Raw genomic sequence first — 22591 nt, forward strand, 5'->3', positions numbered from 1 at the left:
CTGGTGCAAGGAATGGGAAGAATGACCACCGACAGGACGCAACGATGCCGCGGTTCCTATCGATCGTCAGCAAGAGAAAGGCGACAGCAGGTCGCCGAGAGAGGTGGCTTAGATCAGCCAGACTTGGGTGAGCGCACGGCGTTCTCGCGCAGAATGCGAGATCGACCAGTCGCGCAATTCACCCCAGGCCGTTAACTGAGATTGCTGCACAACCTGCAAGTCGGCCAAAACAAACTGGGTGGGTCCCCACATTTCAAGACTGAAAAACTGCGGGACCACCGTCGTCACCATCCCGCTATAGACGCAACGATCTTCCTCACAAGGAGACTCAGCCGGATGATCGTCGGAATGGCTTTCTCCGCCAGATGCAGGCGAGCCATGAGACGGACAGCTCGAATGGCCTGCGTGAGCATGATCCAGCGACAAATCGCCGTCGATCACGACCGCGACGACATGATCATGACCCGCATGTGAATGGGCATGATGCCAGCAGCACCCAAAAATGCTGTGAATCAGCATTGGGATGAGTGCAATCAAACTGACAACATTGCCGCTCATTTTTAGGTCGTCCACCCCTTCTGTCGCTGCCGAGAACGAAGTCAAAGCCAGCTAAAACATGACATTATCGAATATCTGGGTTATCGGGTCAATGGCGGTTTTCTCTTGAAAAATCGCTGAAAATTCGTGCGGGAATCGAGTTCTGAACGGGCCTCGACTGGTTGCAAGACACGGTGACGTGGGTTCCAAACTTCCAGCCGCAGCCGCCACATCCCCTCACGAATGGAAGCTTGCCACGTCTGTTCGTCTTGTTTGTTACTCGCCGCTGAGACTTTGATCGCGCAGGCCCGAGCCGATGTCTGTATCCCGTGTGTTGTCCAATCCACCAGAAAGCACCATTCCCTGCAAGTAGGTTTCCGCGAGTGCCAGGTTCTTCTGCGAGAGGACATATTCGAGATTGGCGTCGAAGTAGGTCTTCCGCACGATGAGGACTTGCAGAAACTCAAACTCACCGGCGGAATAAGCCTGTTCCGTGAGCGCAAGTGCCTCTTCGGCTTTAGGAAGGGTCACCTGTTGGTACTGTTCGACAGCGGCCGCAGCAGATTCGTAATCCTGTCCTGCCTGTGCAATCCGCGACTCGATCGAGAGCTCAATGCGTCGCACCTCCTCGCACGCCCGGCTGAATTCGGCCTGCGCCGCAGAAATATTTCCCTCATTGCGGTTGTAAATCGGGAGGGGCAAGCCGACTTGAGTATTGATCATTCCGGAATTCGTTCCTCGATCAACGCCACCGCCCAGCATGAAGGTCAGGTTCGGAATGGCTTGAACTTCTTGTCGCCCGATATTTGCCCGCGCCCGACTGACACGGGCTTGGGCTGCCCGCAATTCGGGACTGGCGGCCAAGGTCTGACTCGTCACCAGTTGCAAATCTTCAACCGTCACCTGGCTCGGGAGAGCCCCTTCCAACGCTCCGGGGAGAGTTCCCGGGAGACCGGTAACAGCCATCAGTTGCTTCCAGGCTCCCCGGAATGCCGCCTCGGCCTGACGGCGCTGGACTTCGACCTGGTTGAGTTGAATTTCCGCTTGCAGGACTTCAGGCGTTGAGCCTTCCTTGGCCTCCAGGCGTGCCTTGGCAACGTCCACGCCCTTCTGCGCGATCACATGAAACTCCTTGGTGAGCGCCAAACGTCGCTGTGCGGCCAGGGCTTCATAGTATCGCTGACGTACATCCGTGAGGACGCGATAACGCTGGGCTTCCACTTCCCACAACTGGGATTGGACTTCCTGGTTCAGGACCTCCTGATTCCGGGAAAGCTTGTCGCCAAGAACAACTTGCTGCTCGACAAAGACGGTATGTTGATCGGTTCCTCGGTCAGCAAGTTGGGTCCCGTTATAACCGACGATGGGATTCGGCTTTTTACCCACTTGATCTCGGAACCCGATCGCCTTGTGAGCCGATGACGACGCCTGTCGAATGGACGGATTATTCGCTAAAGCGGTGGATTCCAAGCTGGCAAGAGTCCACGAAGTGACGACTTCGCCGGGAATGAATGAGGGAGAGTCTGGAATGGGCGATCCCGCAAGAGTGGGTGCTGGTCCCGCTTCGCCCGCCGTTAACTCGATGGAGGGTTGTTTGGCAGCGACGATGTCAGCGGGAGAAGACTCCCCAGGTCGGTTGTCTGCGGGCAGTGGGGCGCGACGAACGGTCTCTGCCGAGACCTGGATTTCCGGCGACGAGCGTGCGGCGAGCTTGCCACGAGTCCCTTGACAGCCACAGAATTGAACGAAAACCAGTCCAACAATAGCGACAAACAGTCTGCTAGACATGAGAAGATCTCCAGGGAAAGGCGTAGTGAAGTACACATCGTGAATCGAGATCGCGATGGGCTTCAACCTAAACCTGGAGACGGACGCAGCCTGTCAATTGAGGCGATTCAAAGGTACAAAAATCTCTCTCTGCACGTGTCAGAAAGTGCTGGAGAGTGACACTTGCGTCTGTAAAAAAGACGGGCTGCCAGCCGAATGCAATCGTCCCGCTGACGGCAAGCTGAAGTTCTGATCCTGATCCAGAAAGGAACACGACCAGCCGACGACAAGTTGATTCCTGCGAATCTGGGCAGGAGCCTTGCGGTTCATGAGGGCAGGGACAACAGTCCGCTTGTGAGGCCGAATTGCAACCTACCGTATCGTTTTCGTGGTGATGATCCTGGCATTGATCACCATCACAAGCTGGGCATCCGCAGGCCGCAGCGGAGCGCACCGTCCCGATGCCGCACTTTGCGCAGCCGCAAGGCAAGGCTGACTGACACATCACTGTCAGTAGCAGCAAACCTGCCATCAAGCTTCGCAGTCGCTTGCCCACGGGAATCCATTCCCTCCATGAAATGATCGAGCAATTGTGCCAAAATCGTCCTTCTTCGTGATCGGTCATTGGAGTGACCAGATTGAGCAACAATTGCCGGTGCTCTCTGAATCCGGGGAAATCGATTCAGACATCCGACAGATTCGTTGGAACCGGCAAAGTGAAGGTTGCTGGAGAATCTGACTGGGCAGTCAGCAACTTGATTGTCTCCGCAATTTCGATGCGAGAGCCGTTCATTGCTGAGCGGTGGATTCCGAGGGACTTTCCCGAATGCCTGCCCCCACGGTCTTACTGCGGACTTTGGCCTTCGCCATCGTCTCTCCGTTGGCGCTCGCGTAAGATACGATCCTGAAATGTCATTGGCGGCTTGTCGAGTGAATCCTGAAATTCCCGTTGCTGCACTTCAGTTGCAAATTCCTGTTCGCCGACCTGGCCGGACACAGCATGTGTCTCCTGTCGGCGGCGGATGCGGACGGTGATTGGTTCCTCTGCCCTGGACTGCTTGCGTTCAGATCGCTGCGGCATGTCCTCAAGAGTGTTAGCAGCCTTGAGAGCCTTGATTCGCTCGGCCAGTGCGGGTGTGGCTGGCCCTTTGCTGTCTGCGGATTCTTGCCCTGATGCCGATAGCTTCGCCTTGAGCTGGTCCCGTAGTTCAGTGAGTTCTGATAGATATGCTTCTAGCAAAAAGGGTTTGCCTAAGCGGGCCTGATAGTCGCGGAGCTGCGACTCGGCAATCAATAGGTCTTGTCGGATGCGGACGGTCTCCGAGGCATAGCCGGTGGCGATGCGTTCCAGAGCGTTGAGAACAGCTCGTGGGCCTTGATGTTCTTTTGAGAGGCTGGATGTCCGGGTGATCACCCCTTCCAGATAGACATCCGGTGGAAAATTCGGATGGACAATGACCCCAAACGCCAGACCACGATAAATGCCGATGGGCACCCGCGTCGGCTCACGGACAGAAAAAGGCAGGACGTCCAGCCGTTTACCAAGAACGGCTGTCACGTCATCACGGGCCAGCGGATGCTTGCCGATGGCAATGGGATCGCCTTCATGCTGTTTGACGGCCTGTTCGTCGCCGGTCAGCTTGGCCAGCCTGCTGTTTTGCGCTCCGATGAAATCCGGCAGGTCTCGTACCTTGCGGCGGGCGACGTATTGCTCGTCGAGATGGTTCTTTTTCAGCAGCGTCAGGCGTTGTAGCTCGGCATCCGCTTCGGCGAGCGTCAGCACCGCCGGGTTGCCGGAAGCGATGGCCTTCACCTCGGCATAGCTGAGTTCCTGACTGCCGATGTCCTCGGCCCGGCGGGCGGCATTGTCGCCGGTCATGATCTGGCTGATGAAGCGGGCTTTGGTTTCCAGCGCCTGCCACATATAAGCATCGAAGCTACCTTCGGTGACGTAGCGGTAGATGGAGACTTCCGGATTCTCGTTCCCCTGCCGGAGGATGCGTCCGTCGCGTTGCTCGACCTCGGCAGGCTTCCACGGGGCGTCCAGGTGATGCAGGGCGATCAGGCGTTTCTGGACGTTGGTGCCGGTGCCCATTTTCTGCGTGCTACCGATCAGCACGCGCACGGAACCCTGTCGGACCTTCTCGAACAGAGCCTGTTTCTTGGCGTCCGACTCGGCCTCACCCATCGTGGCGATCTGTTCGCGTGGGATACCCCCGGCGTGTAACTTCTCGATAATCTCCTCGTAGGGCGAGTACCCCCACGGGGTCGGATTGACGCCCATATCGGCGAAGATCATCTGTGTGCTGCGCGTCGGTGCCGATTCCTTCCAGATATCCACGACGTTTTCCACCAGTCGGTTGATCTTCGATTCCGGGAAGTCGGGAGCCGAGGCCGAGAGCATCCGGGCATCGGTCGCCAGCTTGCGACCATCGGTGGTGATCGCCAGGGCGTTGTCGATGCGGGGATCAATCTTCTCGGATCGGATGCGTTCGTAACGCTCGACCAACTCCTGTTGGAGTTCCTGCTGCTCGTCGGACATCGGGCAGGCGACCACGATGGGCTTGCCGCCCTTGAGTTTTGGTCGCGGCAGGTTCAGCATCTCGGCGGTCTGCACGTCCGAGAACGCCCGGAACATCTGCTGGAGTTCCGGCAGGTTGGTGAACTTCGCAAAGCGGCTTCGCTGACGAAGCCCACCGCCGTCCGGCGAAAGCTCCATCGTGTCCACGACTTCGCCGAACGTGGCCGCCCAGGCGTCGAAATGCTCGATGCCCCGGCTCCTTAGCCCGCGCGGGTCGAGGAACCTCTGCATCGTGTACATCTCGACCATCGTGTTGGAAATCGGCGTCCCGGTGGCAAAGGTGACGCCGTGGCCGGGATGCTGCTCGTCGAGGTAACGGGCTTTCATGAACACGTCGAAGGCACGCTCAGAGCCGCCGGTCTGGATGCCGGCGACGCGGTCCATCTTGGTCGGCGTCTCCAGATTCTTGAAGTAGTGGGCTTCGTCGATAAAGACGTGATCGACGCCAAGTTCGTCAAACACCAGCCCGTCGTCCTTCTTATCCTCGGCTAGCAGGTTCTTGAGCTTCTCGGCGCGGGCCGCCTTTTGTTTTTCGATGGTTTTGATGAGGTTACGATTCGTTCCCTTCTGGGCGGCGTGTTCGATCAGCAGTTGGTCGTACTCGGCGATCTGCTCGCGAAGGAACTGCTCCTGATAGTCCTTCGACATGCCGATGCGTTCAAAGCTGGAATGTGTGACCACGATGCCATCCCATTCGCCGGAGGCGATCTTGGCCGTCAGCATCTTGCGGCGTTCCTTGGACAGGTCTTCCTTGGATGCCACCAGTAACTTGGCGTTCGGGTAAAGCTGCATGAACTCGCGGGCGAACTGCTCCAGCAGGTGATTGGGTACGACGTACATGGGCTTATGGACCAACCCGGCCTGCTTCATCTTCATGCCGGTGGCCGCCATCGTGAAGGTCTTACCCGCACCGACGACATGAGCGAGTAAGGTGTTGCCGCTGCTCATACCTCGCCAGACGGCATCTTTCTGATGCTGCCGTAGCGACAGAGCCTGGTTCATACCGGGGAAATCGAGGTGGGAGCCATCAAACTGGCGAGGGCGTAAGTTGTTGAAATTGTCGTTGTAAATCCGCACCAGCCGTTCGGTGCGGTCGGGATCGGCGAAGACCCACTGCCGAAACCGCTCCTTGATGAGCTTCTGCTTTTCACGGGCGGCCATCGTGTCTTCCTGGTTGACGACACGCTCCTCGCGGTCGCCGTGGTCGATGGTGTCGTAGATGGTCGGCGACTTCATGTTCAGAGCCAGTTCCAACAGCCAGGTGCCGTTGGCGCGGCCGGTACCAAACTCGGAAGTGGCGGCGACGGACGCCTTGGCAGCGTAGCCTGCATCCAGGTTCCAGACAGCATCCTTTTTCAAATGGGCAACGGGTACGGACGACGGATCGACCTTGAACAGATCGGCGGCGAATGCCTGGACGTCGGATTCGGGAATCCAAGGGGCACCGAGGTTGGCGTCGATGTCGCCGGGCAGCACGTCTTCGGGCTGTACGTCACGTAGAGCATTGATATTGCGGGCATATTGCGATCCGGCCTTCTCGGCAGTGGCGAGCTTTTCCCGGACATTGCCGGAGAGATAAGCGTCGGCGGTTTCCCATTTACCGGTCTCCGGGTCTTGGAAGATCAAGTCGCCCAGTTCCTCGATCACCTGGCTTTCCGGCTTGCCGTAGAGCTGCGAAATGTAGTCGAGAAAGACCGCCCCATGCTGGTTGAGCGACACCAATAAACCTTCCTCGGCGCTGCGGACCTGGGTGACGGGCGGGGTTTTTCCGACCACATCCCGCGACATGATCGCGGCTTTGGTCGCCTTGCCGGTCGTCTCGTCATAATCCTCCAGGGACATGACGAGCATCCCATCCGGGTCTTCCTTGAACTTGACCAAGTTCGGCATCCGCCGGATCGTCGTGCCGTCCTTGGTTTCGCTGAACGTCGTCTTGTTAATCGGGCCATAGGCCATCACGAACCGGTCATATGTGCGGTTGAGTTCACGGCGGGCGTTCTCGCGGTGCTGGTCGGGCCAGCCTTCGTTCTGCGATTGCAGCACGCGGCGGGCTTTGTCACGGAGTTCGACCAAGGCCCCCAGTCGCTTGCCGGTCATCGTGCCGTCGCTTTTAAGCTGCGTGCCGCTATAGACAACGGGAACACCCTGGCCTCCGTCGGTCTGGTAGATGATGCGGTCGTCACCGATGAAGAAACTGCCTTCGCCGATATGCCGTTCGGGCGGGGGAGGGACGAAAACCGGTGCCGCCGGTTCCTCGGACTTGGATGGCTGGATCGGGGCGAATTCGGGTAGCCTGCCAATGGCTTGGCCAAGTTGCTGGGCGAGGTCGCCGTTGCTGGTCAGGCTATAGCCTTCGCCGCCATAGAGCGTGTCCTTCGTCGTCCAGTTGCCCAGCACCATTTCGGGATGGTGATGGAAGTAGCGGTTGATGCCGACTTCCCGGCCTTCGATGGTCAGCGGTGCAACGCTGAGCCAGTCAACATCCACATGATTGGCTGCCACCCCAGGCGGACGCTTCCGCAGGAACACGATGTCGGTGACAACGGCGGTTCCCTCGCGTTTGAAGGCATCGGAGGGGAGGCGGATCGCGCCGACGAAGTCGGCCTTGCCAGCAAGGTATTCACGGATCGCGGCGTTTTTCTTGTCGAGCGTGTAGTGGGATGTGACCAGCGCCAGTACGCCGCCTGACTTGAGTGAATCGACTGACTTGGCAAAGAAGTAATCGTGCAGGGAGAACTTCTGACCGTGATAGTCAAGCGTGAGGTTTGAGAACGGCACGTTGCCGATCACGGCGTCGATACGCCCCTCGGGTAACTTGGAGTCCCGGAAACTTTCGATGCGGATGTCGTGCTGCGGGTGGATCGCTTTGGCGATGCGGCCGGAGAGGGAGTCGAGTTCGATCCCAATGAAGCGTTGATCGGGCTGGCCGTGGCCGATGAAGTTGCCGATACCGCAGCCGGGTTCCAGGATCGTCGCGTGATCCGAAATACCCAACCGGCGTATGGCATCATAGATACCCCCGATGACGGTCGGCGACGTGTAGAAGGCGTTGAATGTGGTACGTTTGGCGCTGTCGTACTCGTCTGGGGTGAGGAGTGATTTCAACTCCTCCCCCAGTGCCTGCCAGCCGGAGTCTTTGTAGCGCCCGCTGACGGGGTCGGGAAAAATGGAGAGGGCGACCGGGCCGAAGCCGGAGAACCGGGCAAGTATCTGTTTTTCTTCGGGAGTGGCCGGGCGGTTTTCCTGCTCGATGGTCTTCAGCGTGCGGATGGTGGCGATGATGTCGCGGGCCTTGGCCTTCTCGCCGCTGGCCATTCCGTTGGAAGATGAGGGGAGTTGATCGCGGGCGCGGTGAAGTGCGAGGGTCGGGTCCGGTATCCCGGCCAGTGCTTCGAGTGTCGATTTGAGTTGTGCGCTGTTCATCGCGTGGTCTCCTTCTGGCGTTTTCGGCCCGCTTTCGGGGGCCTGACGGCCGGAAAACGACCCAGCCTGAAGCCGGGGCTCTGCTCGCGGAGCGACCGTGCCAGCGGAAAGTTGGGGGAGACCTCCAGGGGGAACCGGGTTTCCGCTTGCACGGCCCGGCGGGCTGGGTAGCGTGCCGTCAGATAAGGCCCCAGGCGGGGCGGACGGCTGAGGAGAATCGTCGGAAGTGAAATCGAACAGCGATTGCTGTTGTCGTCCGGCTTTTACTTTTTCTGTGAATGACGGCGGATGAACGCCATGGCTCCGTCGAGGGAGAACACTTTCGGCTCGTCCACTGGCGATACGGGCAGTAAACGATCTTCCAGCTCTTGCAAGGCCATCTCCAAGGCTTCCGAAGAGATTTGAATGGGATGGCTGTCGCTCCGTGCCTGAGCGAGTTGTTCCTTGTACATTTCGTGGAGGGTCTTCAGTTCCATTGCCAGACGATCCAGAGTTTCCAGCGGATTCTCGTCCTTGGGCAACTGGTCCTTGATCTGCGTCCGAAACTCCAACATTTCCATGACGATCGTCTTGTACTGCATGGTTGGCTCCTTGCGGTTGTAGGCGTGATTCCTGTTTCGACTCGGTCGTCTCGTCCGGGTCATCGGGAAAGAGTGTGGGGCCTCGCCATCCCGGCGGCTTCCGAGCCATCCTCAGCAACGCTCGGAGCTGTTCGCCCCGCCTCCGGGTTGCCGGTCTGGCCTTCCCGTGAACGATGATTCGCAGGAAATGGTCCGCTTGGCAAGTGGCAAATCACCATGAACCGGAATGTTGAACGAGTGCATACGAACCTGCCATGCCTCTGATCAGGTCCGCTCAGAACGGCACTTCCTGGCCGGATTCGATCCCCTTGGCCTGGCGGATCATCCCGCGTACTTCCTGGTAGAGCCGTTCGGCCTCGATACGCGTGGTCATGGCTGAATCGGGCTCAATGGGATGAATCCACATCAGATCGCGAGAGTTCCAGCGGTAACCGGCTGATTTGACTCGTTCGAGCACCTCTTGGCTGGGCTTCTCCTCAAACTTGATCGCCATCTGGCGGAACCGACGGCTCTCGAACAGTCGAACACCCGCCTCATAGTCGCCTGCGATTCCGAAGGGGTCGGCGGCAATGATCCGGCCTCGTTGTTGCTGGAGACGTTCGACAAAAGTAGGCTGTAGTTCAGGGGCTTCCGGTGCGGATGGTTCCTGAACGGCAGTGCTGGCGAGGTCGGCCAGTTGAAGCTCTGGTTCGGGTTGAATGGGATTTGGTGTTTCGGTGGGTGTGGTGTTCTTTGGGGTGCGTTTGCGTGCCATATCGTCCTCCATGATGTGTAGGGTGATTCATTCACCTCTATAACTGACATTAGCACGATTCAATCCCTTCGCGCAATAGGCTGAGTGCGGGTTTCAGCAACATGCCATACTCAAAAGACGCAGAAATGCTAAGGTTTCATAGAGACAACACGCTGCAACGCCACAGTTTTTCTGATGTTTTTGATCAATGCTCTACAGGAACAGAAATATATGAATGAAGTGATTTCATTCGCTTCCGGGATGCAGGCATTGCCTGACCGTTAGAGTCACACTCGCCATTTTTAGGATCATTAGCAGTAATGTACATATCACGTATACGTATTCAGAACTACCGTTGCTTCAAGGACTCTACGATTGAGTTTCAACCAGGGCTGAACGTCATTATTGGCGAAAATAATTCTGGTAAGACTACGCTTCTCAAAGCCCTTGCACTGGTTTTTGATCGCCGATCGCAAGGGCGACCAACTGTTCACGATTTTCACAGCCTATTAGAACCGATTGATTCGCCTCCACGGATCACAATATCGGTCACGCTTCGTTCATCTCCCGCTGACACTCCCGCCGATCGCGCACTGGTTGCACCATGGCTCACAAGTCTTGACTCACGCTGGGAGGCGCAGCTCACTTATACGTTTTTCCTGCCGGAAACTGATGAAGACACATTCCGCGAAGCGCTGAATAGCACGACAGATCGACCAGTATTTTTTGAGATTGTTAACGAATTCCTTCCGAAGTACGTCACTCGGGTGTATGGAGGCAATCCTGCAACGGTCCTTTCCGCTGACGCGGATACGTTGTCCAAGTTCGACTGCCAATTCCTCGATGCGCTGCGAGACGTGGAAAGCGAAATGTTCTCCGGTAGAAACCCTCTTTTGCGACAAATGCTGGAAGAAGTGTTGGACATCAACAAAAAAGACGGAGAGAAACGCCAACTGCGATCAGCGTTTCGCGAACGATCAAAAGAGCTGCGCACTGAATTAGTACGACGCCTCGATACTCCCCGGCTCTTTCAGCTTGTTTCGGAAACAGGAGCCGGTGACGGAGGCAATCCAACTCTCGATGGAGGCGTTCAGGAAAGTGACCTGATTGCCGCCTTGAGATTATTCATTGAGCGTGAATCGTTTGCATTTCCAGCATCTCATCAGGGATTGGGATACAACAATCTGCTCTATATCTCGCTCCTGTTGGCCAGCATGTCGTTTCGGGCATCAGAGCAGCGTCGGGGGCAGAATGCTGCAGTATTCCCAATGCTGCTCATTGAGGAACCGGAGGCACATCTGCATCCCGCACTTCAATACAAGTTACTTGCTCACATTGTCAGCCGTGTCGAAAAGGAGCCTCACCAAAACCGCCAAGTGTTCGTTACGACGCACTCTACGCATGTGACATCGGCCGCTCGTCTCACGCCAATTATCTGCTTATCGGTACGTGAGTCGGGAGAGATCGGAATCGCATATCCGGCTCGTCTCTTTGCTGATACCGTCGAAGGTAAGGCGTCTCGCTCCTATGTGGAACGGTACCTGGATGCCACCAAATCTGCGATGCTCTTCGCGAAGGCAACTCTGCTTGTTGAGGGAATTGCCGAACAACTTGTCGTTCCGGCCTTTGCATCGAGGGATGGACGGTCATTTGACGAACATCATGTGGCTGTCGTTAGGGTGGATGGCGTGACTTTCAAACATTTCTTGCCACTATTCGGTGCGGGTGTCTCCGCCGACCTATTGGAGCACACATTACATCGAAGGGTCGCATGCATCGTTGATGCTGATCCCGGTCGAAAGGAACGTGGTATCGACGATGCGAGATGGAAGTCGTGCTTCCCATTCCAACTCAACGGCGATGTCAGCAGCTTTGATTACCGAGCAACTTCCGGCGTGCAGGAGGCATTGGTCACTTTCATTACCGGGCGAGCAAACCTCCAAGTGTTTTCCGGGAAGAAAACCCTTGAGTATGACCTGGCCCTAGCGAATATAGGAAACTCCCTACTTGTCACAGACGCGGTGACGCACAGCGCTGCACTCAAGGAACTGTGCGCCACCCCCGAGACTCTGCCGCGAAAGCTTGAGAAGCAGTTTGAGCCGGATGAACTTGCAAGCCTCAAAGCAATCCAGGACGCGACTGAACGCAAGAAACACCGATTCGCGGCAACGTATCTCCGGTGCGCAGAAAACGCCAAAGGCGAACATGCCTTTGCCCTTGAGAAGATCATTCGCGTCCCACCGGGCGATTCGACGGCACTTCAATGCCCCAAGTACGTTGTTGATGCAATTAATTGGGTAACAAAGGCAACGGTGCAGCAAGCTCCCGGAGCCACGACGCTATGACGAATTCCCACGCACTGAACTCATCCGACCGAATCAACGACGTTGAACATCACTTCCGCGTTACGGCGGGACCTGGTTCTGGCAAAACGCATTGGCTCATTGGACATGTACGGCACGTTGCGCAAGCATCCCAGCGTCTCACTCCTTGCTCCCGCATTGGTGTGATTTCGTACACAAATATCGCCGTCCGAGAGATTCAGCGACGACTTGGCGCGGCGGCAGATGTCGCGGAAGTATCCACGATTCATAGCTTTCTTTTTGGCAATATCGTCCGTCCCTATCTGCATCTCTTGAAGGACTCTGTTGGAGCTGACGTTGCTTCACATCATCTGGTTGACACACATTCCGAACACTTCATCGCTCATGACGTGTTTGATGGCTGGCTCGATCTTTACAGCCGTCGTCAATTGCTCATGCAGCAGAACAATCTGCAACTCCTGAAAACGCGACTACGCAGCATTTCCGTACGCATTGACAATCAAGGCTTGCCTTTCCACACCCCGTGCAAGTCCGAATCGCGAGACAAGCACATTATAGACTTGCTGACACCGGAACGGCTCCTGGAATACAAGAGCCAGTATTGGAAAAGAGGGCATATTGATCATGAGGATGTGCTCTACTTCGCCTATCGTCTGCTAAGAGAGTTTCCCGCACTCAGGCAGTTTCTCAGTGCGAAGTTTCCATATCTTTTTATTGACGAGTTTCAGGACACCACGCCGGTGCAGGCGGCAGTCGTCCGCTGGCTTGCCGAAACTGGAACTGTGGTCGGAGTTATCGGTGATCCTGAACAGGCGATCTACAGCTTTCTCGACGCCAGTCCGACACATTTTATCGGGTTCCAGCTTCCTGGTTTCAAAGCCTATGCGATTGAAGGAAATCGCCGCAGTACACGATCACTCGTCTTATTTCTCAATGGCATTCGCACCGATGGGCTAGAGCAGAACCCCGTTGAGACAGAGGAAGGAACACCACCAACCATCTACTTTGGTGATCTGGCGGATTCCTTGTCGCATGCCCGCGCGAATACTCGGCATGGTTCGACTATGCTTGTACTGGCTCGAAGCCACAAAGACGTTTTGCGAGCACGCCGACCGGATGTTGCCAAGAGTACGGCGACGTGGGAAAGCGTTGAGCAAGCAGATGTTGACCGTCACCGCTTCTTGTTTACCGTTGCATTAGCAACTGATCTGGCTTTACGAGGGCTATACGACCTGGCCGTTCAGAGACTTGTTCAGGGAATTTCGTCCCGAAAGCGATTCCGGACACCCATCAAGTACGGCGGCGAGGTCACGATAGAAAAACGCCGCGCACTTGCACTGTCGCTTTTGGAATACATGGTTTCCCAGCATGCGGTAATGCTTCAGCGGTCGACTCTCGAAGTCTATCGTTCCCTCACAGAATTTGTCTGCACGTGTCTCGATGGACTGTCACTTACGAAAGCCACCCGAGGTAAATTCTGCGATCAGATGACGTCATCTGCATATGCCGACCTCGTTCACGGCATCAAGACCACTGATGAAACCAGGCTCACTCGCACGATTCATCAGGCGAAAGGAGGAGAAGCCGAAGCAGTCTTCGTGGTATTGGACAACGGGGAAGCAGAGCATATCCTCAATCCCCAGGCGGGGGAAGAGGAGCATCGCATCACCTACGTCGCACTGAGTCGTGCCAAATCGGAACTTTTCATCTACTGCCCAGATCCCAATCTCCAAGATCGGTTTAACGCGCGCGGGGCGAACGTCGTCATTCTCCCACGCAACGAGCCCGCCGTCGGGGAGCCAACGGCAACGAAACGCCGTCGAAAAGCATCTTCGTAAGGGTGCACCATGCAATTCGGTTACTGTGTCGTCAATGTCGCCCGTCCGGCTGGGTTTTTCGTAGAAACTCGCATAAACTCTGACCTTGCCGATAATTTCGCTTGCGGCTATCGACGGCACAAAACCGTACCGTGATTGACTGTTTTTTTATTATCCGGCAAGCCTAATCAATGCTCTACCGCCAAAATAAGGGACGTAGTTTCCAAAAAAACACTCCGTCTCGAAAAGGACAAGCATCTTGTATGAGCTTGAATAATCCACCGATCAACAGAAACTGTTCAATCAGTTCGCTGACGACATAGGCTTCAAGAAATCGCTATCGAACGCGATTTTAGAGTCGAATAAACCGAGGTGACGTGAAGCTCACCAAACCAGGGCCGCATCAATGTCTTCATCAATAGCACAACAACGTCACCAGGGTCTCACAAAGGCTGGTGTCCTAGATTGGCTCAATGAATCCCATTCACCCACCAAAAGGGAGAACTACTTCCACAGCCGGTATTCGGAATCGGTAGAAGGGTGGAATACTGTTTCCGATTTGGTGGCCGAATATTTTCGATCTGCCCATGACGATGCAATCCAGAGATTCCGAAGAATCGCCGGCATGTCGTTACATCCCACTGGACAAAGCCAACCACTTCCCTCTCCGTACGATCAATATCCCTTTGGTTTCCCTGACATCGCTGTCCAGGGGTTATTCGGCGAGGTTCTCGCGGGACTTCTCGCCGAGACATGCGGAGCGGCCGGATTTGACAACTGGGAAGTCCCAGCACATCTGTTTCACACGCACATAATTGCCTTTCAGCAATTGGAGCAACAGTCCCAGAGCGGGATAACGGCGACAACACTGTTCGGTCGGACTGGCGACGACTGCCTTGCTTTTCGTCGTGATCCGAAAACGTCAGAGATCGTGTCCGTTCTCTATTGTGAAGCGAAATGTACGACTAGACATAACATTTCCCTGGTTCAAGAAGCACACGCTAAAGCAGCGACAAGTGGGATCGTCGATATTTTTCAACTCATCGAAGCCCTCGCTTCGAGAAACTCAACAGATGCAGATGAATGGACCAACGCACTGCGAGTACTCCATGGAAGGCTGCATTCAAACCCCTCTGTCTCCATCGATCGTAGCGATGCTGTGTACTACCTCCATGGCCAAGCGCCAATTCAACGCGCCACATGGATCGATAGTGACAATCCAATACCGGAATACACTGCTGCACGACACCTGCATGCCATAGAAGTCCATCTTTCCGATGTATTAGTTCGCGTTCGCTCCATCTACTGCCCCCAGGTGTGGACATGAGCAAAGCCGAAGCATTAAGGCTAGCGACGGAGTGGTTGAACAACACCGCGAAAGCTGGCCTCCGCCCTGTCGATGCTCGGCTCTACAGCCACCAAAGCCGAATTCGTAGTGGCCAACCGGGACTGCCCAGTTGGAAAGAGGCCGAGGCGACTGATCGCCTGCAGGATGCTGCCCAAATGATACACGCGGGTCTTTTCTTGCGTCGCGAAGAGCAGCCAGAATGGTCGGCGTGCATTCGAAGAGCAGGTGAGATCTTAGAGTGGCTATCTAACCCATCTGTTCGACCAGGCAGCGTTCCCTCGCGGTTGCTAGCTGGTGCTGCCTATTGGCTTGCCGGATATCCGGCTCGCTCAGGCTCAATGCTGGAGCAAGTCGAGAGCGATGAAGAATCGGAGATCTTGCGGCATTATTTAAAGGGTGACTTCCATGCAGCACTCGAATCGACTCACAGATTCTGGGAGCAGCGAGCCACTGCACATTCACCAGGAGCCCTTCCAACTGACTCTCAATGGATACTCGATGAGGTTGTGCGATGCCTGGGCTTGCTGTCTGCCGATATTAGATGGGGTGATGATCAACGATCCTTGACTGCGCTCGAAAAGCTCGATGCGATCTCATCGTTGCTCACGATCGAACGTGATGCCTTCTCTTGGCTACTTGCTCGGCTGACCACCGAATGCGCCAAGGAAACAATGCTGCATACGTGGCGGAGGGTCCTTTCAGAGCTTTCATCCGGAATGCCACCAGATGGTCAAGCGGCTTTCGATCGATATGCCCGTCTCAACTGCCTGTACCGGCGAGCGACAGCGTGGCCGTCGCAGGAGGACGGAATTCGACGCCTGACATCTGCGGGTTCCTTTGCGCTGTGTACGCCAACCGGTTCTGGAAAGACCAGTGTTGCTGAGGTCGCAATTCTTCAGGCCTTGTTCGGATCGGAAAGTAGTTCTCCGCTATGCCTATATCTTGTTCCGAGTCGAGCGCTCGCAGCAGAAGTGGAAGGGAAAATGACGCGGGTATTACGACGAATGTCGCATCGGCATGTCGTCGTTACCGGTCTCTATGGCGGAACCGATTGGGGACCAACCGATGCCTGGCTTACCTCTGACGACCCGACTGTTCTCATTTGCACGTACGAAAAAGGGGAGGCACTTGTTCGTTTTTTAGGTCCCTTATTCCTCACCCGTATGGCTCTTGTGGTACTCGATGAAGCACACATGGTGCAGTTCAACGGTTATACGGCTGACCTTAGGCGAGCCGAGAGCCGGTCACTCCGTCTCGAATCGCTTGCTGCTCGAATTCGCCATTTGGTTCCGAAAGATCGTTGTCGTGTCATTGCTCTATCGGCCGTCGCGGCAGGACTCGAAGATGCATTGCACACATGGGTCGGCGCATCCCCTGATACACACCCAGTGAAAACGCTCTATCGGAGCACACGCCAGCTCATCGGACGATTGGAAGTAACATCTCAAGGGCGTTTCGCGATTTACTACGATTTTCTCGACGGGGCACCTCTGGCGTTTTCACACGATTCTGAAGCTACGCCCTATGTCCCATCTGCAATAGCTCAATGTCCGCCAAAGCCTGTATGGATTGGCCCGGAAAAATCATTGCGCCCCCCACTGCTTTGGGCTGCGCTCAAACTAGCGGCAGCAGATGATCGAGGTGAGCATCATGCAGTCTTGATTTCCATCACACAGAAGATCGCAGGTGTCGCAAAGGATTTCTTGCAATTGCTTGAAAAGGGCTGGAAGGGACTGGAAATCCCGTTGGTGCTGCGTGAAGCCAACACCGAAGGAGAGAGAGAGCTCTGGAATTCCACGCTCGTTGTGTGCGAAGACTATTATGGCTCTCACAGTTACGAATACAGGCTTCTTAAGTATGGCATCGTCCTACATCATTCGAGCCTGCCAAGGCCGTTGGGGCGTCTATTTGTGGACGTAGTACAAGCTGGACTTGCAAATGTTGTGGTTGCCACTTCGACTCTATCGGAAGGAGTGAATATTCCGGTGGAAACCGTTCTCGTGCCTTCGCTGCTTCGGAGTGGACGCACCATGAATGTTTCCGAGTTTCGCAATCTTGCTGGAAGAGCCGGACGGCCAGGTGTCTCAACTGAAGGTAAAGTGCTGGTTCTTGTTCGACCTGACGCGAACGAAACTCCTTCGAGGCGGTACAACGAGTTGAGAAGAGAATTGCTCAAGACGGTACAGCCGGACGTTCCACGTAGTCCGGCTTTACATGCCATCTACGACGTCTGGGAGCAGTGGTGTCAATTAACTCGAACTACAGATGTCGGCCGATTTCTCCAGTGGCTGGAGTCGGTTGATCCGCAGCAGTCGGACTCTGATTTTGGTTCGCTGGATAGTCTTGATGGGTTTCTACTTGCCGGTATGGTTGAACATGAGGAGATTCGTGCGCTGACCGATTGGGAGGCGTCCCTTCAGGATCTCTGGCGGGGTATCTTTGCATCTGCCGCCGCCAATCCATTTTATTTTCAAGCATTTTTATCTCGGGGGAGAGCAATTCCTGTCGTCTACCCTGATCGAAATGGGCGACGTAGACTTTACAAAACGGGATTACCACCATCGACCGCGTCCGATCTTCTTCTGCGACTACAGTCCATTCTGATGGTATTGAAGGAGGGAGACGGATATGCCGAAATGGACGCTGGTAAGCGATTTGAATACATCGCAAGAACTGTCACGGCACTTGCTGAAATCAAGCGATTCCGCCCAGATGCCGATGCCGATGAGTGGTTGTCAACGTTGAGGTGGTGGGTTCAAGCTCCAAATGCTGCGACGCCAAATGACTCGAAAGTTGCAGAGTGGCATTCGAACGCCAATTCCTGGTTTGCTTACCGTTACTGTTGGGGCCTTGGCAGTGTCGTTGGTGTTACTTTCGACATTGTCCATGAAGGGCAGCTTTTGCCGACTACGCTTGAGCAGTGGAATGAGACAGGGCTTCCGTGGAGTGTGTTTTGGCTCAAGGAGCTCGTGACCTGGGGTACTCTTGAGCCTGTCGTAGCATTTTTGATGGCCAGGTCTCTGGCCCGTACGCGAGCAGAAGCTACCGAATTTGTTTCAGAGTATTACCAGTCGTCGTATGCAGTAGCAGCAGCTGATCCACTTGATCCCAGGGCGATCCGCGACTGGAGTGAAGAACGCTTTCCTGGCACTGACATCAGGCAAAGAAGGCTGCCAAGAAACATCCGGATTGATGAAGTCGATTCCTCACTCGCTGGTTTTCGGGGACGGATTCGCGTGATGCCCATTGTACGGTCCGACAGTATTGAGTGGATCGACTGCGCTGGATTTGTATTGGGTCGATCTGCTAGGACGTCCCTTCCCAGCTCAGAAGAGGTGATTTCAACGATTGATTTTGTATTTGACGTTGATCGCCTCCATGTGTCTGTCGAGTGGTATCTTTAAATGTTTCGTGATGCCTTGCGTCGTGTGACTGAAAAATTGGTGTTTCTACGAGTAAAGGAGCATGCGGTCGAAACACGGTTCAATATCGGATATCACTTGATCAAATACCGGAGAGTTCCATATGGCCATGCGGGTCAGAAAGGGCGTCTGATCGCGAATTTCCCCGGGAAATTCCACCTATGCAGTGCATAGGGAAGACGCCTGAACGTTTTGTGGCTTGAAATGCCCTCTCAGACTTGTGTGCCCCATGTCTGGTGTGGAGACGTCATGTCAGGGCATTCTGGTGGGCGGTGAAGAGTTTCCTCACCGCCCGGCCCGTGTGGGGCAAGATGGGAGAATGCCAGCTCAAAAGCTGTCAGTCAACAAGAGAGTTGGAGGACTGGCCAGAGGCCATTGTGGACGGCTCGCATGGCTCGCCGTTGGGGGAGAAGCGGCAGCCGAACATCCGCCATGCGGTCAGTTCGGAATTTCGATGAATGAGCACTTGGGAAGTGCAGTCGAGCTGAAGAAGAGTGCCAGCGTTACTCAGGACGACCAGTGAGACAAGGGTACTGGCCTCGGGAAGCCAATATGGTCAGGGCCGGACATCAGCGCCGCCGTCTGCGTTAGGGAATCGCAACATCCTGGACCGATCAGGGCGTCTCATTCTGCTGCGCGATGGTCGTCCGCTCTTCAAAGCCGTCTGGCACTACCTCCCTGATCCAACTTCGTTGCCGGAGAAGGGACGTGAGGATTCGGGATAATGCCTCGGCATGTTCTCGATCCTCGGCAACGATGTCAATTTCTACCCGGAGGCGGTAGTGCTTCATCGGCGGTTCCTTTCGTTAGAGGTTTCTCAATCTCAATGTTGCTTGCCGCACAGAAAGAGGTTGCGATCGGCCTTCCGGCTTCTGCCGGCTAACAACGGGACGGGATGATATCCGTGCAACCCTGCCTCAATCCGCAGACTAAGTCAAAGGGAATTGATGGCAGAATGCGGGGGCATTCGCAGGCGGCTCGCATGGCTCGCCGGTGAGGAACAACAACAGCCGAACACCGACCAAGGGGCAGGTTCGGAATCACGATAACTGAACGCCCACGGGAACCGTGAGCAGGAGTCAAAGGAAGGGCTAATAATAATCGAAAAGGAAGCGGCCTCGGCAGATTGTAAGCTCGGGCGGGGGCTTACACCTCTTGACCGGCCATAGCCAGAGACGGGCTGGTGATACGCCTCGGTTCCTCGTTGCAGCCCGTCTCGGGTTGAGGTGGGCCTCCGTTATCCGGTCGCCTCGGCAATGACAGCACGCAGGGTGGCAAGTGGCTCCGCTTCCCATTCCATTTGCGTGCAAGCCTGCGGATCGTCGGCTTCCAATGCCGCTTCCATTGCTGTCAGAGCCTGCTTGCAGGCTGCCAGCAGTTTTGGGGCAACGACCATCAACCGTAGTGCGGACAGCGTCGGCGGCACAGGGTCATCACCTATGGGCAACCAGAACGGGCGGCTTCTGACGATCTCATCGCCCTCGGCGTCCCGGATGAAGGCTATGTCCTCGGTGCCGTCCTGCTCGAATTCGAGGCTCCACGGCTGGGTAGAGTCGATCACTTGCGATGTCATGGCAGAATCCTTTCGTGTTGGGGAGAGGGCCGCTTAGCGGAAGCGGCCCAGGAGGTCGATGGCCTCTAAGCCGAGCAGTTCCTCGGCGTCGTAGCCACTGGGCTGGCTGTCATCGTCGAAGGCAAGCGGCGTTGTGCGGATCAGGTCGCGAATGTCGGCGTCGTCCCAATCAGATGTGTCGAAAGAATCGAAGGACGGATTGTCATGAGGGTGGGCCATCGGTGTTACTCCTTGTCTTGTGTTGCAGGCCGTCCCATGCGGCCTTCCGGGGGTGAACACAAGCCGCCCTTCAGACGGAGGCGGAGCGGACCTGCCAGCGAAAGGCCGAAGGCTTCCGCCTTGCGGAAAGCGGCCTTGGCAGCTTGCAGGCTCCGGCGGGCGGCTTACACCCCCCGCTGTTGAAGGCCGCTGACGGGCTGCCACGAGCAGTAGTCAAGGAAGTACCGATGGCTGCCTGCGCCGAGAACCCGTTAGTCATCTTTGGGCAACAACAAGGTTGTCACGGAGCGGTCGGCTTCGGGGGTGATCCAGAAGCGATGAGAACCGGAGCCGTAGGCCGAGAGAGCAGCCGGTCGTCTTGATGCAGGGCTTCGTCGGTATCGCTCTGGTGATCTCCGTGGGCTATAAGGTGATGATCTGGTAATCGTCTAATAACTCGGACCCTTCGTCGCGCAATCGCCGCTGGAGTTGAGCCGGAGTTGGCTGGGCCGGGAAGTACCAGTCGGCCTGGTAATCGTCGCCGACGGCGGGGTGGACCCAAACACTCACTCGCACCCTCATGCCTTTGGCCTTCATACGACAGTCCTGCTTCGCCAGTTTTCGTCTCTCACGTTCTGAGAATCTGGCGAGTTCTGCGTCCAAATCAGCCACAAAGCAAGATTCACACAAACCACCCCGGTTCGTATCAACCGTGGTCGGATTGAACGCCGGCCCCGAACAGCGGATGCAGGGCATCGTTCGGATGGTCGATAGCAGGGCAGAGACATCTGCGTCCGTGGCGGTCTCTGCCGTGAGCGAGCGATTGACCGCACATGCTTTACCCAAGGGGGTTCCCGCCGCGTTTCGCAAGCGGGCCTCCACTTGCAGGGGATATCGCGGGTACATAAAGACGCAGGGGGAGACCTCGCCTTCCAGTCGTACACCATTGCCCAGGTCGTGGGAGTATGTTTTGCGGGGGCAGATTGCGTCGGTTTTCATTGTTTTCTTCATGTCGGAACTCCTTTCCGTTTTGTGATGGTGTGGCGGGATTGCTTCGCGAATCGGTCAGTAGTCTTCGGGCAGTAACACAGTTGTCACCGAACGGTCGCACTCCGTGATGATCCAGAAGCGATGCGAACCGGAGCCGTAGGCAGAGAACAACCGGCCTCCATGCCGAAGGGCTTCGTCATTGGTCTGCATGTCCTCGGGGCAGAGATCGCCCCAATCCCCGGCGGCATGACGCTGCAAGGCGGACAACACTTCCTCGGTGGTGAGCCGCAAGCTGGCATTAGCGGTGATGACCGTTTCGCCGAGCGGAAACAAAACCGCCCAGGTCATGGCTGTTCTCCCAACTCGTCACTGCCGGGCGGCTGGAGTCCGTGCAGGAAATCGACCGCCCGCTGGGCATGGGCCGCCGCCCGGAAGATGGCCCGCTTGTCTGCCCGGAGTACCTGGAGCCAGTGACTCAGATACGCCGCATGGTCTTCGCGAGGTTCCGGCGTGATACTGAGGTCACAGCACAGGAACGCCGCCCCGATCTCGGCCACCAGTTCCTCGCGGGCATACCCTTCGTCACCGAATGTCTTGCGGCCAAAATCCCGGTCGAGACGGGGCGTGGCTTTGGTCCAATGCGTGATCTCATGCGCGAGCGTGGAATAATAGCTCTCCGCATCGCGGAACGCGGCGAGCGGCGGCATCTGCACATGATCGGACGAGGGGGAATAGTAGGCGTGGTCGCCACCATGCTGGATGTCGGCTTCGGTCTGGGTAAAGAACCGGTCGGCGACCTCCATTCGCTGGACGGGATTGCCCGGAGAAACTGCCGGGGCATAGTAATGCGGCGGCAGTCCTTCGATCTGTTCAACATTGAAGACGGTATAGCCTTTGAGGAAAGGAATGCGGTGCTGCGTTTCCTGGCCGTCCTCGCCGGTTTCCGTTTTGGTGATGCGGTCGGCATAAACGACCGATGTTCCCTTGGAACCTTTCTTAATGTCAGCCTGGAGTTCCTTGGCCTGCTTGAAGGTCATCCAGATTGGGACGGTGAACTTCTGGGAGAGAGCCGATTCCCAAAGGCTCAGCACGTTGATGCCCCTGTAGGGTTGGCCGTTTGCCCGGAGCGGACGGGTAATCGGTCCGGCAGCGTGTTCGGCGTTCCAGGGCTTGAGCCACGGTCGGACACCGCGTTCCAGATCGGTGATGATCGCGTTCGTGACGCGGGAATAATGATCGATACGGGTTTTCATATTGGAATCCTTTCCAAGAAAATGGGGCGGACATGGCTGCCCGC

At 56.1% G+C, this 22591-nt stretch carries 16 protein-coding genes; 5 read left to right on the plus strand and 11 right to left on the minus strand.

Annotated elements, in window-relative coordinates:
- Positions 1-108 precede the first annotated feature (108 nt).
- The 5 genes from SH668x_RS18390 to SH668x_RS18410 all read right to left on the minus strand — a co-directional run bounded on the left by SH668x_RS18390 (position 109) and on the right by SH668x_RS18410 (position 9643).
- Positions 109-558, minus strand: coding sequence for a hypothetical protein (locus tag SH668x_RS18390; protein WP_437186524.1), 450 nt, complete (start codon positions 556-558; stop codon positions 109-111).
- A 255-nt stretch (positions 559-813) separates the two neighbouring features.
- Entirely contained in the window at positions 814-2325 is a 1512-nt protein-coding gene (locus SH668x_RS18395) for a TolC family protein (RefSeq protein ID WP_437186525.1), read from the minus strand.
- Between the two features lie 823 nt (positions 2326-3148).
- Positions 3149-8308: a DEAD/DEAH box helicase family protein gene (locus SH668x_RS18400; protein WP_437186526.1), complete on the minus strand. Its 5160-nt coding sequence runs from the start codon at positions 8306-8308 to the stop codon at positions 3149-3151.
- 263 nt (positions 8309-8571) lie between these two features.
- Complete coding sequence (locus tag SH668x_RS18405) at positions 8572-8889, minus strand: hypothetical protein (RefSeq protein WP_437186527.1); 318 nt, start codon at positions 8887-8889, stop codon at positions 8572-8574.
- 274 nt (positions 8890-9163) lie between these two features.
- A complete protein-coding gene (locus SH668x_RS18410) occupies positions 9164-9643 on the minus strand; it encodes a hypothetical protein (protein WP_437186528.1) in 480 nt (159 codons plus the stop codon).
- 299 nt (positions 9644-9942) lie between these two features.
- Between SH668x_RS18410 and SH668x_RS18415 the strand changes: the two genes are divergently transcribed.
- The 5 genes from SH668x_RS18415 to SH668x_RS18435 all read left to right on the plus strand — a co-directional run bounded on the left by SH668x_RS18415 (position 9943) and on the right by SH668x_RS18435 (position 19056).
- Positions 9943-11967: an ATP-dependent nuclease gene (locus SH668x_RS18415; protein WP_437186529.1), complete on the plus strand. Its 2025-nt coding sequence runs from the start codon at positions 9943-9945 to the stop codon at positions 11965-11967.
- Positions 11964-13784, plus strand: a complete 1821-nt coding sequence (locus tag SH668x_RS18420; protein ID WP_437186530.1) for a UvrD-helicase domain-containing protein — start codon at positions 11964-11966, stop codon at positions 13782-13784. The genes SH668x_RS18415 and SH668x_RS18420 overlap by 4 nt, the downstream gene beginning before the upstream one ends.
- Before the next feature lie 604 nt (positions 13785-14388).
- Positions 14389-15090, plus strand: a complete 702-nt coding sequence (locus tag SH668x_RS18425) for a hypothetical protein (protein WP_437186531.1) — start codon at positions 14389-14391, stop codon at positions 15088-15090.
- The gene (locus SH668x_RS18430) at positions 15087-18515 is read left to right on the plus strand and encodes a DEAD/DEAH box helicase (RefSeq protein ID WP_437186532.1); all 3429 of its coding nucleotides are present in this window, start codon (positions 15087-15089) and stop codon (positions 18513-18515) included. The genes SH668x_RS18425 and SH668x_RS18430 overlap by 4 nt, the downstream gene beginning before the upstream one ends.
- Positions 18516-18852: 337 nt before the next feature.
- Positions 18853-19056, plus strand: a complete 204-nt coding sequence (locus SH668x_RS18435; RefSeq protein ID WP_437186533.1) for a hypothetical protein — start codon at positions 18853-18855, stop codon at positions 19054-19056.
- Positions 19057-19147: 91 nt separating this feature from the next.
- On the opposite strand, the gene SH668x_RS18440 is transcribed toward SH668x_RS18435, so the two are convergent.
- From SH668x_RS18440 to SH668x_RS18465, 6 genes are all read right to left on the minus strand, one after another.
- A complete protein-coding gene (locus SH668x_RS18440) occupies positions 19148-19324 on the minus strand; it encodes a hypothetical protein (RefSeq protein ID WP_437186534.1) in 177 nt (58 codons plus the stop codon).
- Between the two features lie 446 nt (positions 19325-19770).
- Positions 19771-20106: a hypothetical protein gene (locus tag SH668x_RS18445; protein ID WP_437186535.1), complete on the minus strand. Its 336-nt coding sequence runs from the start codon at positions 20104-20106 to the stop codon at positions 19771-19773.
- Positions 20107-20139: 33 nt separating this feature from the next.
- On the minus strand, positions 20140-20325 hold the full coding sequence (locus SH668x_RS18450; protein WP_437186536.1) for a hypothetical protein: 186 nt from the start codon (positions 20323-20325) through the stop codon (positions 20140-20142).
- A gap of 402 nt (positions 20326-20727) precedes the next feature.
- Positions 20728-21315 carry a hypothetical protein gene (locus SH668x_RS18455; RefSeq protein WP_437186537.1) on the minus strand — a complete coding sequence of 196 codons (588 nt, stop codon included), beginning with the start codon at positions 21313-21315 and terminating at the stop codon, positions 20728-20730.
- A gap of 54 nt (positions 21316-21369) precedes the next feature.
- A complete protein-coding gene (locus SH668x_RS18460) occupies positions 21370-21642 on the minus strand; it encodes a hypothetical protein (RefSeq protein ID WP_437186538.1) in 273 nt (90 codons plus the stop codon).
- The gene (locus tag SH668x_RS18465) at positions 21639-22547 is read right to left on the minus strand and encodes an ArdC family protein (protein ID WP_437186539.1); all 909 of its coding nucleotides are present in this window, start codon (positions 22545-22547) and stop codon (positions 21639-21641) included. The genes SH668x_RS18460 and SH668x_RS18465 overlap by 4 nt, the downstream gene beginning before the upstream one ends.
- Between the last annotated feature and the right edge of the window lie 44 nt (positions 22548-22591).

Origin of the sequence: Planctomicrobium mucosum, from assembly GCF_051466335.1 — a bacterium.
GTDB lineage: Bacteria > Planctomycetota > Planctomycetia > Planctomycetales > Planctomycetaceae > Planctomicrobium.